Raw genomic sequence first — 13144 nt, 5'->3', positions numbered from 1 at the left:
TCAGGAGGGGTTCGCGGAGGGGCCGATGCCCTGCAACTCCTGGACGGTGCCGCCGAGTTTCGCGCGGAGGGACTCGTACATGCCCGGCTTGGCGCTGACCACCCAGCGCATGCCGACGAGGTACCTGCCCCCGTACACACGGGCCGACTCCAGCCAGGTGTCCTTGAGCTTCTCCTCGGGGAAGGTGGTGATGAGGAAGTCGCCCTTCTTGGTGTGGCACACGCCCTCGCGCAGCTCGTCCGCCTCGGTGCGGATCTTCACCTTGCAGCCGGCCAGCCCGGCGATGACCTCGACCTTGGCCGGGGCGACGACACCGGCGGCGGGAGCGGCCGCCCCGCTGGGCGTCGCCGCCTTGCCGCTGCCGGCCGGCTTCTTGTCGTCACCGCCGCCGCAGGCGGTGACCAGGGGGAGCACGACCAGGGCGGCCACCGCCGCGGCGGCGCGCAGCCGGTGGGCGCGGGACGGGGTCCGGCGGTTGGATGGTGCGTGCGGTCGATGCTGGGACACGTCGCCTCTCCGGATGCGCGCTGTTCTGCCCTGGTGGGCAGGCGTGAGTACTCGGAAGAGGTACGGACGCGCGCCCGGAGCCGTTCACACGCTTTCGACGACCGTGCGCTCCGTCTCGCTGAACTGGGTGCGGTACAGCTCCGCGTACCGTCCGCCCGCCGCCAGCAGTTCCTCGTGCGTGCCCCGTTCCACGATCCGGCCGGCCTCGACGACCAGGATCTGGTCCGCCGAGCGGACCGTGGACAGCCGGTGGGCGATCACGACCGCCGTCCTGCCTTCGAGGGCTTCGGTGAGTGCCTCCTGCACGGCGGCCTCGGAGGTGTTGTCGAGGTGGGCGGTGGCCTCGTCGAGGATGACGACGCGCTGCCGGGCCAGCAGCAGCCGGGCGATGGTCATGCGCTGGCGTTCGCCGCCGGAGAGCCGGTAGCCGCGTTCGCCGACCACGGTGTCGAGGCCGTCGGGCAGGGACCGTACGAGGTCGTCGAGGCGGGCCCGGCGCAGGGCGTCCCACACCTCCTCCTCCGCCGCCGTGGGGCGGGCCAGCAGGAGGTTGGCGCGGACGGTGTCGTGGAAGAGGTGCCCGTCCTGGGTGACCATGCCGAGGGTCTCCCGCAGGGCCCGGGCGCTCAGGTCGCGGACGTCGACGCCGCCGACGCGTACGGCGCCCTCGTCGGCGTCGTACAGGCGGGGCAGCAGCTGCGCGACGGTCGACTTGCCGGCGCCGGAGGACCCGACGAGCGCCACGGTCTGCCCCGGTTCGGCGCGGAAGGAGATGCCGTGCAGAACCTCGTCGCCGCCCCGTCGGTCCAAGGTCGCGACCTCCTCTAGGGAGGCCAGGGAGACCTTGTCCGCGGCGGGGTAGCCGAAGCGGACCTTCTCGAACTCGACCGCCACGGGCCCGTCGGGCACCCCGCGCGCGTCCGGCTTCTCCTCGATGAGCGGCCGGAGGTCGAGCACTTCGAAGACCCGCTCGAAGCTGACCAGTGCGCTCATCACCTCGACGCGGGCCCCGGCCAGCGCGGTCAGCGGCGCGTACAGCCGGGTCAGGAGCAGCGCCAGCGAGACGACCGCGCCCGGCTCCAGGGCGCCGCGCAGGGCGAACCAGCCGCCGAGGCCGTAGACCAGGGCCAGGGCGAGGGCGGAGACCAGGGTGAGGGCGGTGATGAAGGCGGCCTGGGCCGTGGCCGTGCGGATCCCGATGTCCGCGACCCGGCGGGCGCGTTCGGCGAACTCCTCCGACTCCTCCTCGGGCCGGCCGAAGAGCTTGACCAGGGTGGCGCCGGGTGCGGAGAAGCGCTCGGTCATGCGGGTGCCCATCGCCGCGTTCAGCGTCGCCGCCTCCCGCTGCATCCGGGCCATTCGGCTGCCCATGCGCCGGGCCGGGATCACGAACACCGGCAGCAGCACCAGGGCCAGCAGGGTGATCTGCCAGGACAGGGTCAGCATCACGGCGAGGGTGAGCACGAGCGTGACGAGGTTGCTGACCACGCCCGACAGGGTGTTGCTGAAGGCGCGCTGGGCGCCGATGACGTCGTTGTTGAGCCGGGAGACGAGGGCGCCCGTACGGGTGCGTGTGAAGAACGCCACCGGCATCCGCTGCACATGGTCGAAGACGGCGGTCCGCAGATCGAGGATGAGGTGCTCGCCGAGCGTCGCCGACAGCCTCCGGCCGAGGATGCCGAGCGCCGCCTCCGCCACCGCGATCAGCGCGATGAGCAGGGCCAGGCGTACGACGGTGCCCTCGTCGCCGGACGAGACGATCACGTCCACGACGCTCCCGGCCAGGACGGGGGTCGCCACGGCGAGCAGGGCGGTCCCCACGCCGAGCAGGACGAAGAGGGCGATGCGGCGCCGGTGCGGGCGGGCGAACGCGCCGATGCGGCGCAGGGTCGCCAGGGCGAAGGGGCGGCGTTCCCGCTCGGCGTTCATGACGCTGTGCAGCTGTGTCCACGCTGTGGTCTCCATGCTCATGGCACAGAACGTAGAACCTCAAGCATTCTTGAGGTCAAGGCGCTCGCGTATCGCCCCCGACATCCCGCACAATCAGCCCGATCCCCCTCTTCCCGTCCCCAGCGCGAAGGCCCCGATGACGATCTCCTCCCAGCCGCTCCCCGCACGCAATCCGCAGTCCCCGCTTCCGCAACCCGCCGTTGGCACGGCATGGGAAGCCTCTGCGGATGTGACAGCGGTACAACTCCCCGACATCCGCCCGGGACGACTCCCCCGTCGCGTCCCGGTCCGCCGCCTGCGTCAGATCCTGTGTCTGCTTCCGCTCCTGCTCGTCACCGTGGTCGCGGTGCGGCACCGGTCGGTGCTGGCCGAGGGCTTCGCGCACCTGGGCACCGCCGAGTGGCCATGGCTGCTGGCCGCGGTCGGCGCGACCTGTCTGACCTGGGTCGCCGCCGCCTGCACCCGGCAGGGCGCGGTCGTCGAACCGCTGCCCAAACGGCGGCTCCTCGCGACCCAGTTCGCGGCGGGCGCGGCCAACCACCTGCTGCCGACCGGGCTCGGCGCGAGCGCGGTCAATCTGCGGTTCATGACGGTGTGCGGGCTGCCGCTCGCCCGCTCCTCGGCCGCCCTCGCGCTGTACCTGCTGGCGGAGAGCATCGGCCGGGTGGCCCTGCTGGGCGCCCTGTTCCTCGTGTTCCCCGACGCGCTGCGGCTGAGCACCCTGGTTCCGGAGACGGCGTTCGGCCCGCTGCTGGCCGGTGCCGGCGTGGTGCTCGTGGTCGCGGCGGCCGTGGTCGCGCTCGTCCGGCGGGTGCGCTCGGCCCTGGTCTCCTTCCTGCGTACGGCACTCGGCGAGGCGCGCTCGGTGCACACCCGCCCGGCCCGGGCCCTGGCCCTGTGGGGCGGGTCCTTCGCCTTCCCGGCGTTGCAGGCCTCCGTGCTGGTGCTGGTGGGGCAGTCGCTCGGGCTGGACGTGCCGCCCGCGCACATGGCGGTGGCCTACCTGGCGGCCACGGTCGCCGTCGCGCTGGTGCCCACCCCGGGCGGGATCGGCTCGGTGGAGGCGGCGCTGGTCGTGGCGCTGGTGGCGGCGGGCGGCCCGGCCGCGGTGGCCACGGCCGTGGTCCTGGCCTTCCGGGTCATCACCGTCTGGCTGCCGCTGCTGCCGGGCGCGGTGACGCTGGGGGCGCTGGTGCGGCTGAAGGTGATCTGACCCGGGTAGCGTGCCGACTCCGTCACGCAGAAGGGACTTCACCATGCCGGTGCGGATCGAGCGTCAGGGACACGTGACCACGGTCGTCCTCTCCCGCCCGGAGGCGCGCAACGCCGTGGACGGCCCGACGGCCGCTGAACTCGCCACCGCCTTCCGGGAGTTCGATGCGGAAGAGGAGGCCAGGGTGGCGGTGCTGTGGGGCGAGGGGGGCACCTTCTGCGCGGGCGCCGACCTCAAGGCGCTGGGCAGCGACCGCGGCAACCGGGCCGAGCCGGACGGCGACGGCCCGATGGGGCCGACCCGGATGCGGCTGTCCAAGCCGGTGATCGCCGCGGTCGCCGGGCACGCCGTGGCCGGGGGTCTGGAACTGGCCCTCTGGTGTGACCTGCGGGTCGCCGAGGAGGACGCCGTGTTCGGCGTGTTCTGCCGCCGCTGGGGCGTGCCGCTGATCGACGGCGGCACCGTACGGCTCCCCCGGCTGATCGGCACCGGCCGCGCCCTCGACCTGATCCTCACGGGACGGCCCGTCGCGGCCGCCGAGGCCCACGACATCGGACTCGTCAACCGTGTCGTCCCGCCCGGCCGCGCCCGCGCCGAGGCCGAGGAACTGGCCGCCGCGATCGCCGCGTTCCCGCAGGCGTGTCTGCGCGCCGACCGCGCCTCGGTCCTCGACCAGGAGGGCCTGGACGAGCCGGCCGCGCTGGGCACCGAGTTCCGGCACGGAAGCGGTGTGCTGGCCGAGAGCATGGAGGGCGCCGCCCGCTTCGCCTCCGGCGCGGGCCGGCACGGATCGTTCAAGGACCTGTGAGCGAGGCGGACGCGAGCCAGGCGGATCCGGCGCGCGCGACGGCACGTCATGTGCAGTAACTCACCCCCCGCTCACCCCCGTCTGCGGTACGAAGCCCCGTACGGGATGCGGCAGGATGAACGATTGTGCCGACCCCGGGTCAGGGTGGTCGGGCGCGATCGGACTTCCCCCGAAAACGAGCAGGTGACTACGTGACGAGACTTCACATCCGGCCGTCGACGAAGGCGTTCGCCGCGGTTCTCCGCCCCGGAGGTGACCGGTGAACCGGGCTCTCACGGTGGACGACCTGGTCTTCGCCGGCATCGCCCTGGCGTCGGGCCTGCTGGCGGCCTTCGCGCTGCGCATCCTGCTGCGCTGGCTGGGCGGGCACGCCGACCGCACCCGCTGGAGCGGGGACGACGTCATCGTGCACGCGCTGCGGGCCGTGGTGCCGTGGGCCGCGGTCGTGGGCGGCGTGGCGGGCGCGGCGGCGGTGCTGCCGCTGACCCGGACGGTGCAGCACCACACCAACCAGGTGCTGACCGTGCTGCTCATCTTCGTCGCGACGGTGTCGGCGGCCCGGGTGGTGACCGGCCTGGTGCGCACGGTCACCCAGTCCCGTTCCGGTGTCGCCGGATCGGCCACGATCTTCGTCAACATCACCCGGATCCTGGTCCTCGCGATCGGCTTCCTGGTGGTGCTCCAGACGCTGGGCATCTCCATAGCCCCGATGCTCACGGCCCTGGGCGTCGGCGGTCTGGCGGTCGCGCTGGCGCTTCAGGACACGCTCGCCAACCTCTTCGCGGGCATCCACATCCTCGCCTCCAAGACCGTCCAGCCCGGTGACTACATCCAGCTCAGCAGCGGCGAGGAGGGCTACGTCGAGGACATCAACTGGCGGCAGACGACGATCCGCAACCTGTCCAACAACCTCATCGTGCTCCCCAACGGTCAGCTCGCGCAGGCGAACATGACCAACTTCATGCGCCCCGAGGAGCAGCTGACCATCCTGGTGCAGGTCGGGGTGGCCTACGACAGCGACCTGGAGCAGGTGGAGCGCGTGACCAACGAGGTCATCGCCGAGACGATGACCGAGGTCGAGGGCGCCGTGCCGGACCACGAGCCCATCATCCGGTTCCACACCTTCGGCGACTCCCGCATCGGTTTCACCGTCATCCTGGGCGTCGGCGAGTTCAGCGACCAGTACCGGATCAAGCACGAGTTCATCAAGCGCCTGCACAAGCGCTACCGCGCGGAGGGCATCCGCATCCCCGCCCCGGCCCGCACGGTGGCGCTCCAGCAGGGCGCGACCGTCATCCCGCAGCAGCGGACCGGCGCGTTCGAGCCGGGCGACATGACGTCCGCCCGGCTCGACTAGGGCTCGGCCTCTACAGGGTCGCCGAGTTGTCGTGGTGCCCGCTGTCCCTCCGGTTCCGCGGAGCCGCGAGGGACGGCTTCACGGGCGTCACGGTCCAGTCCGGGTGGCCCGGCATCCGGGGCGTCTTCGTCCCGTACAGCCAGTCCCGCAGGAAGCCCGTGAGGTCCTGCCCGGAGACCTCGGAGGCGACCGCGATGTAGTCCTCCGTGGACGCCGTGGCGTCGCGGTGGCGCTCCAGGAACGCGCGCTCGACGGCGCTGAAGGCCGCCTCGCCGATCTGCTGCCGCAGCGCGTACAGGACGAGCACGCCGCCGAGGTAGCGCTGGCTGTCGAACAGGTTGACCGCGTTCGGGGCCGCGACCGGCCCCGAGGTCTGGCGCCACTGGTCGCCGCGGGCGTACGTGTCCTTCATCCGGGCTTCCATGGTGGTCAGGCCCAGGGAGTCGGCCCAGCCGCGCTCGTAGCGGTACAGCAGCCCGTAGAAGTCGGCGTGTCCCTCGTTCAGCCACAGGTCGGCCCAGGTGGCGGGGCTGACGCTGTTGCCGAAGTAGGAGTGGACCAGCTCGTGCATCATGTGCGAGCCGATCTTGCTCTCCTCCTGGAGGAGGTAGTTCGGCTTGTAGAGCGTGAGGGTCTGCGTCTCCAGGCCGGTGAAGTCGAAGGCCTGGGGGTCGTCCGAGTTGCACGGGAGCAGACCGTACGTCTCGAAGGGGTAGGCCCCGAGCCGCTGCTCGACCCATTCCACCAGGGCCGGGGTGAGCGCCAGGGCGGGTTCCAGGGCGGCGGCGCGGGCGGTGGGGACGACGTCGCGCAGCGGCAGGCCGTGCGGGCCCTGGCGGTCCTTGATCACATAGTCGCCGACGGTGATCTGCACCACCTCGGTGGCGATCGGCGAGCGGGAACGGTACGTGTACGCCGTCCGGTCGCCGGTCAGCTGCTCGGTGCGCACGAGCCGGCCGCTCGCGACGCCCCGCAGTCCCCCGGGCACGGTCAGGCGGAAGGTGAAATCGGCCTTGTCCGAGGGGTGGTCGTTGCAGGGGAAGACGGTGTGCGCGGAGTCCGGCTGGCAGCACACCGCGAACCCGTCCGGTGTGGCGACCCAGCCGGTGTGCGGCAGAGCACGGCGCGGGTCGGCGGTGTAGGCCACGCACACGGTGACCCGGGCCTTCGCCGGGAGCGGACGCGCGGGGGTGATCCGCAGCTTTTCGGCCACCTGCTCGAAGCCGGCGGTGCGGCCGCCGACGCGGACGGAGCGTATGTCCAGGCCGAGCGCGTCGAGGGAGAGGCGGCTCAGGGGCTGGGTGGTGCGGATCGTCAGGGTCGCGGTGGCCTCGACGAGCCGGGTCGTGGCGTCGTACGCGAAGTCGAGGTGGTAGGCCGAGACGCGGTAGCCGTCGTTGCCGAGGGCGGGGAAGACGGGGTCGCCGAGGGTCTCGGGGCCCGGGGAGGCGTCCGTCCGCCCGGACTCTTTCGAGGTGGCCGCCTGGGCCGGGACCCCCGTGGTCAGAGCCGCCGCCGTGCCGATCAGGGCGGCCGCCGGGGCCGTCACTCTGGTGCGATATCTCATGGTCCGCTTTCGCTCGGACGGCCGGATGGTCAGGTCCGGCCGTGTCAGGGAGTGAGTGATCTCTCTCCCTGACAAAGGAGCGGGCCGATCGGTTGCCCGAAACTGGCGGCGGACCCCTGTCGAGACGAGGTCGCTCACGAGATATCTTGATGTCGAGCAATGTTGCAGACGTGGAGCGGAGCACCCGGTGACTGACTCGACCATCATCTATACGCACACTGACGAGGCCCCCGCACTGGCGACGTATTCCTTCCTGCCGGTGGTCCGGGCGTACGCCTCGCAGGCGGGTGTCGCTGTGGAGACCCGCGACATCTCGCTGGCCGGGCGCATCATCGCCGTGTTCCCGGAGTACCTGACCGAGGACCAGCGCATCCCGGACGCCCTCGCGGAGCTCGGCGAGCTGGCCAAGACGCCCGCCGCCAACATCATCAAGCTTCCGAACATCTCGGCGTCCATCCCGCAGCTCAAGGCCGCGATCGCCGAGCTGCAGGGCCAGGGCTACGCGCTGCCGGACTACCCGGACGACCCGAAGACCGACGAGGAGCGCGAGATCGGCGCCCGCTACGACAAGATCAAGGGTTCCGCCGTGAACCCGGTCCTGCGTGAGGGCAACTCCGACCGGCGCGCCCCCGCCTCGGTGAAGAACTACGCCAAGTCCCACCCGCACCGCATGGGCGCCTGGACCTCCGAGTCCAAGACCAATGTGGCGACGATGGGCCAGAACGACTTCCGCTCCACCGAGAAGTCCGTGGTGATCGCCGAGGACGGCGCGCTGCGCATCGAGCTCGTCGGCGACGACGGCTCCACCACCGTGCTGCGCGAGTCCGTACCGGTCCTCGCCGGTGAGGTCGTCGACGCCTCCGTGATGCGGGTCGCCGCGCTGCGCGAGTTCCTGACCGCGCAGGTCGCCGAGGCCAAGGCCCAGGGCGTGCTGTTCTCGGTGCACCTGAAGGCGACGATGATGAAGGTCTCCGACCCCATCGTCTTCGGCCACGTGGTGCGCGCCTTCTTCCCGAAGACCTTCGCGCAGTACGGCGACAAACTCGCCGCGGCCGGTCTGACCCCGAACGACGGTCTGGGCGGCATCTACAAGGGCCTGGAGGGCCTGCCCGAGGGTGCCGAGATCAAGGCCTCCTTCGACGCCGAGCTCGCCGAGGGCCCGGAGCTGGCGATGGTCGACTCCGACAAGGGCATCTCGAACCTGCACGTCCCGTCGGACGTCATCGTCGACGCCTCCATGCCTGCCATGATCCGCACCTCCGGCCACATGTGGGGCCCGGACGGCGAGGAGGCCGACACCCTCGCGGTCCTGCCGGACTCCTCCTACGCGGGCGTCTACCAGGCCGTGATCGAGGACTGCCGGGCCAACGGCGCCTACGACCCGTCCACCATGGGCTCGGTGCCGAACGTCGGCCTGATGGCGCAGAAGGCCGAGGAGTACGGCAGCCACGACAAGACCTTCGAGGTCCCGGTCACGGGCACGGTCCGGCTGGTCGACCAGAACGGCACGGCGCTGATCGAGCAGACCGTCTCGGCCGGTGACATCTTCCGCGCCTGCCAGACCAAGGACGCGCCGATCAAGGACTGGGTGAAGCTGGCCGTCACGCGCGCCCGCGCCACCGGTGACCCGGCGGTGTTCTGGCTGGACGAGACCCGTGCGCACGACGCCAACCTGATCGCCAAGGTCAACGCCTACCTCGCGGAGCACGACACCGAGGGCCTGGACATCCGGATCCTGTCCCCCGTCGAGGCGACGAAGCTGTCGGTGGAGCGCATCCGCCGCGGCGAGAACACGATCTCGGTGACGGGCAACGTCCTGCGTGACTACCTGACCGACCTGTTCCCGATCCTGGAGCTGGGCACCAGCGCCAAGATGCTGTCGGTCGTCCCGCTGATGGCGGGCGGCGGCCTCTTCGAGACGGGCGCCGGTGGCTCCGCCCCGAAGCACGTCCAGCAGCTGGTCAGGGAGAACTACCTGCGCTGGGACAGCCTGGGTGAGTTCTTCGCCCTCGTGCCGTCCTTCGAGCAGCTGGCGAAGGTCACGGGCAACGCCCGCGCCCAGGTCCTGGCCGACACGCTCGACCGCGCCACGGCGACGTTCCTCAACGAGGACAAGTCCCCGACCCGGCGCGTCGGCGGCATCGACAACCGCGGCAGCCACTTCTTCCTGTCCCTGTACTGGGCGCAGGAGCTGGCCAAGCAGACCGACGACGCGGACCTGGCGAAGGCCTTCGCCCCGCTCGCCGAGACGCTCTCGGCCAACGAGCAGAAGATCGTCGACGAGCTGATCGCCGCCCAGGGCAAGCCGGTCGAGATCGGCGGCTACTACCAGCCCGACCCGGCGAAGGCCGCACAGGCCATGCGCCCGTCCACCACGTGGAACGAGACCCTGGCGTCCCTTTCCTGACGCCCAGGCCCACACAGATCCACTGACTCCGCCCCGACCGGCACCCTGCCCGGCCGGGGCGGAGTTTCTGGATGGGTCAGGCCATGCCCCTTCCGCGCACCACCGACCACGCCCCCGGAGCCGCCCCATGACCGACGCCCCGCACTCCTTCGAGCTGCTGGCCGGGGCCGGCCGCTCCCCCGTGATCCTGCATGTCCCGCACTCCGCACGGGAGATACCCGATGACGTGCGCGCGGGGATCGTGCTCGGGGACGAGGAGCTGGAGCGGGAGCTCGGGCACATCACCGACGCGCACACGGCGGAGATCGCCGAGAGGGCGGCCGGGCTCGCGGGGGTGACGCCCTGGCGGTTCGTCAATCGGCTGTCGCGGCTGGTCGTCGACCCGGAGCGGTTTCCGGACGAGCGGGAGGAGATGCGGGCCGTCGGTATGGGCGCGGTGTACACGCGGACCACGCACGGCGATGTGCTGCGGCCCGAGGGGATCGATCCCGAGCCGCTCGTCGAGCGGTACTTCCGGCCGTACGCACGGGCGATGACACGGGCCGTCGCGGACCGGCTGGCGGCCACCGGGCGGGCCGTGATCATCGACGTGCACTCCTACCCGAGCCGGAGGCTGCCGTACGAATTGCACGGGGACGGTCCCCGGCCGGCGGTCTGCCTCGGCACCGACCCGTTCCACACCTCGCCCCGCCTGCTGGACGCCGCCCGGGAGGCGTTCGGGGATGCAGGGCTCGACAGCCCGTTCAGCGGGACCTATGTCCCCCTGGAGTTCTACGGGAAGCGGCCCGAGGTCAGCGCGCTCATGGTGGAGATCCGCCGCGACACCTACATGACCGAGCCGGGCGGTCCCGCCGGGGCCGGACTGGAGCGGCTGGCCGGCGCGCTGGCCCGTCTCGTCGACGCCGTGTCCCGCTGAGCGCCGGACGTCACCGGCTGGAGCACTCCGGCGAGACAAGCGTCGGGGGCACGGCGAGGGTGGGTGCATGACGGAGGAGACCACCACGCTGCCCGGCCAGGCGCCGCCCCCGGTGCGGGACTGGCCCGCCCTCGACCTGGACGGAACGGAGTTCGACCCGGTCCTCGCGGAGCTGATGCGCGAGGGGCCGCTGACCCGGATCCGGCTGCCGTTCGGCGAGGGATGGGCTTGGCTGGCCACCCGCCACGACGACGTGAAGCTGATCACCAACGACCCGCGGTTCAGCCGCGCTGAGGTGACCGGACGTCAAGTGACGCGGATGGCACCGCACTTCAAGCCGCGGCCCGGTTCGCTGGCCTTCGCCGACCAGCCCGACCACAACCGGCTGCGCAAGGCGGTCGCCGGGGCCTTCACCGTCAGCGCGATGAAGCGGCTGCGGCCGCGCGCGCAGGAGATGCTCGACGACTTGGTGGACGGGGTCGTACGGGAGGGGCCGCCGGCCGAGCTGATCGAGCGGGTTCTCGAACCGTTCCCGATCGCCCTGGTCAGCGAGGTGATGGGCGTACCCGACGCCGACCGGGAACGGGTGCACACCTGGACCCGGCAGATCATCTCCACCTCGGGCGGGGCCGAGGCCGCCGACCGGGCCAAGAACAGTCTGTACGGATGGATCACGGAGACGATCCGCTCCCGCGCGGACAGCACCGGCGAGGACGTGTACTCCCTGCTGGGCGCCGCCGTGGCGCGTGGCGACATCAGCGGGACGGAGGCGATCGGCCTCGCCGGTCCGCTCCAGATCGGCGGCGAGGCCGTCACCCACAACTGCGGGCAGATGCTCTGTCTGCTGCTCACCCGGCCCGAGTTGCGGCAGTGGTGGCACGAGCGGCCCGAAGCCCGTGACGCACTGCTGGACGAGCTGCTGCGCTTCATCCCCCACCGCAGCTCCGTGGGCCTGGCGCGGATCGCCCTGGAGGACGTCGACCTGCACGGACACCGCATCCGCGCGGGCGACCCGGTCTACGTCTCCTACCTCGCGGCCAACCGCGACCCGGACGTCTTCCCCGAGCCGGACCGGATCGACCCCGGCCGCGCCCCGAACCCGCATCTGGCCCTCGGCAACGGACCGCACTACTGCACCGGCGCCGTCCTGGCCCGCCTCCAGACCGAACTGCTGCTCGGGACCCTGCTGGACCGGCTGCCGGGCCTGCGGCTCGCGGTCCCCGCCGACCAGGTCGAGTGGCGGCGCAGGACGATGATCCGGGGGCCGCGGACGCTGCCGTGCACCTGGTGACCGGGCGCGCCCGCAGCCGGGAGGCCGGGGCCTAGGCCCGCAGCCACTCCGTCACCACCACGTCCCCGCCGGTCCGCAGCCGCAGCGCGAACGGGCCGGAGAGCGGTACGTCGCCGGTGAAGCGGCCCAGGTCGTCGGCCGTGAGCGGGGAGCCGGGCCGCGGGCCGCCCAGGACCTCGATCCGGGCCGGCTGCGGTGGCAGCACCTGTCCCAGCAGTCCGTGCGTGGTCACCTCGATGTCGACGGTCACCTCGCCCGCCCGGAAGGTCAGCATCCGGGGCGCGTCGGTGACGCCCCGGACCGGGAGGGCGTCGACCAGCGAGTCGAAGGTCAGCTCGGCGACCCGGGCGTCGAGGTCGTGCAGCGCGTACGCGTCGACGGCTATCTGCTGGAGCTCCGCCGGCACCGGGTCCAGGACGGCGGCGGCCTGCCGCAGCTCCTCCTCCAGCAGCCCGGCGTCGAACTCGTCGTCCTCCCAGCCGTCCTCGTCGAACGCGTCGTCATCGTTCATGTCGTTCACGCCGTTCACGTCGCTCATATCGCCCCCCGTGCCTCGAGCCGGGCCCGCAGACGCCGCAGACAGCGCTGACGCAGCGGCCCGATGCTGCCCACCGCGATGCCGAGCGCGGCGGAGACGTCCTGATAGCTGGGCGGCGGCGTGGCCATCAGCACGCGCAGCAACTGCCGGCACCGCTCGCCCAGTTCCTCGAACTCCTGCCACAGCCGCCGTACGCGTTCGCTCTGGGCGGCGGCCTCCTCGGAGTCGAGCAGCGACTGTTCCGGCGTGCCCTCCTCGCTGACCCGGTCCAGGAGCCGCGGATCGTCCGTCAGGGTCAGCCGCTGCGAACTCCGGATGACCTTCAGGCACTCGTTGCGCGCCGTGCTCGCCAGCCATGCGCCCGCCTTGCCGGGTTCGCGGATCCGCCCGAGGTGCTGGGCGAAGCGGAACCACGCGGTCTGGTACACCTCATGGGCGTCCGCGTCGGAGAGCCGGTGGGCCCGCACCACGGACCACACCAGAGGGCTCAGCCCCTCCACGAGCGCCTTCCAGGCCGCCGCGTCGCCGTCGGCGGCGGCCTGGACGAGCGCGCCGGCATCAGTACGGTCCACGGCAGCCCCACCCCTCGA

11 protein-coding genes are annotated in these 13144 nt (G+C 72.0%); 6 read left to right on the top strand and 5 right to left on the bottom strand.

Translation table 11 applies throughout. From position 1 onward, the window contains the following. A complete protein-coding gene (locus OHU35_RS36855; RefSeq protein ID WP_359889732.1) occupies positions 1-507 on the bottom strand; it encodes a hypothetical protein in 507 nt (168 codons plus the stop codon). A gap of 84 nt (positions 508-591) precedes the next feature. Continuing rightward, entirely contained in the window at positions 592-2472 is a 1881-nt protein-coding gene (locus OHU35_RS36850) for an ABC transporter ATP-binding protein (RefSeq protein ID WP_189722686.1), read from the bottom strand. 214 nt (positions 2473-2686) lie between these two features. Here OHU35_RS36850 and OHU35_RS36845 point away from each other — a divergent pair, with 214 nt between their 5' ends. The 3 genes from OHU35_RS36845 to OHU35_RS36835 all read left to right on the top strand — a co-directional run bounded on the left by OHU35_RS36845 (position 2687) and on the right by OHU35_RS36835 (position 5835). Then, positions 2687-3670 (top strand): YbhN family protein, encoded by a 984-nt coding sequence (locus OHU35_RS36845; RefSeq protein WP_405508383.1) that lies wholly within the window; start codon positions 2687-2689, stop codon positions 3668-3670. A gap of 43 nt (positions 3671-3713) precedes the next feature. After that, on the top strand, positions 3714-4478 hold the full coding sequence (locus tag OHU35_RS36840) for a crotonase/enoyl-CoA hydratase family protein (RefSeq protein ID WP_405508381.1): 765 nt from the start codon (positions 3714-3716) through the stop codon (positions 4476-4478). 259 nt (positions 4479-4737) lie between these two features. Continuing rightward, positions 4738-5835, top strand: coding sequence for a mechanosensitive ion channel family protein (locus OHU35_RS36835; RefSeq protein WP_189722614.1), 1098 nt, complete (start codon positions 4738-4740; stop codon positions 5833-5835). A gap of 10 nt (positions 5836-5845) precedes the next feature. Here OHU35_RS36835 and OHU35_RS36830 read toward each other — a convergent pair whose 3' ends face one another. Next, positions 5846-7402, bottom strand: a complete 1557-nt coding sequence (locus OHU35_RS36830; RefSeq protein WP_189722615.1) for a M1 family metallopeptidase — start codon at positions 7400-7402, stop codon at positions 5846-5848. A gap of 187 nt (positions 7403-7589) precedes the next feature. Between OHU35_RS36830 and OHU35_RS36825 the strand changes: the two genes are divergently transcribed. From OHU35_RS36825 to OHU35_RS36815, 3 genes are all read left to right on the top strand, one after another. After that, positions 7590-9809 (top strand): NADP-dependent isocitrate dehydrogenase, encoded by a 2220-nt coding sequence (locus tag OHU35_RS36825; protein WP_359889726.1) that lies wholly within the window; start codon positions 7590-7592, stop codon positions 9807-9809. Between the two features lie 127 nt (positions 9810-9936). Further along, positions 9937-10725, top strand: coding sequence for an N-formylglutamate amidohydrolase (locus OHU35_RS36820; protein WP_405508378.1), 789 nt, complete (start codon positions 9937-9939; stop codon positions 10723-10725). A 67-nt stretch (positions 10726-10792) separates the two neighbouring features. Continuing rightward, the gene (locus tag OHU35_RS36815) at positions 10793-12016 is read left to right on the top strand and encodes a cytochrome P450 (RefSeq protein WP_359889720.1); all 1224 of its coding nucleotides are present in this window, start codon (positions 10793-10795) and stop codon (positions 12014-12016) included. A 31-nt stretch (positions 12017-12047) separates the two neighbouring features. Here OHU35_RS36815 and OHU35_RS36810 read toward each other — a convergent pair whose 3' ends face one another. Next, complete coding sequence (locus tag OHU35_RS36810; protein WP_372498820.1) at positions 12048-12554, bottom strand: hypothetical protein; 507 nt, start codon at positions 12552-12554, stop codon at positions 12048-12050. Continuing rightward, entirely contained in the window at positions 12551-13126 is a 576-nt protein-coding gene (locus tag OHU35_RS36805; RefSeq protein WP_184587888.1) for an RNA polymerase sigma factor, read from the bottom strand. Before OHU35_RS36805 ends, OHU35_RS36810 begins: the two co-directional genes overlap by 4 nt. Between the last annotated feature and the right edge of the window lie 18 nt (positions 13127-13144).

Origin of the sequence: Streptomyces purpurascens, assembly GCF_045040895.1 — a bacterium.
In the GTDB taxonomy this organism is placed as follows: Bacteria; Actinomycetota; Actinomycetes; order Streptomycetales; family Streptomycetaceae; genus Streptomyces; species Streptomyces purpurascens.
The sequence above is the reverse complement of the archived record's forward strand: the minus strand, read 5'-3'. Positions and strand labels throughout refer to the sequence as shown.

Coding starts and splice junctions, on each gene's coding strand:
- OHU35_RS36820 (WP_405508378.1), top strand. CDS start 9,937: ATGACCGACGCCCCGCACTCCTTCGAGCTGCTGGCCGGGGCCGGCCGC.
- OHU35_RS36810 (WP_372498820.1), bottom strand. CDS start 12,554: ATGAGCGACGTGAACGGCGTGAACGACATGAACGATGACGACGCGTTC.
- OHU35_RS36840 (WP_405508381.1), top strand. CDS start 3,714: ATGCCGGTGCGGATCGAGCGTCAGGGACACGTGACCACGGTCGTCCTC.
- OHU35_RS36850 (WP_189722686.1), bottom strand. CDS start 2,472: ATGGAGACCACAGCGTGGACACAGCTGCACAGCGTCATGAACGCCGAG.
- OHU35_RS36815 (WP_359889720.1), top strand. CDS start 10,793: ATGACGGAGGAGACCACCACGCTGCCCGGCCAGGCGCCGCCCCCGGTG.
- OHU35_RS36830 (WP_189722615.1), bottom strand. CDS start 7,402: ATGAGATATCGCACCAGAGTGACGGCCCCGGCGGCCGCCCTGATCGGC.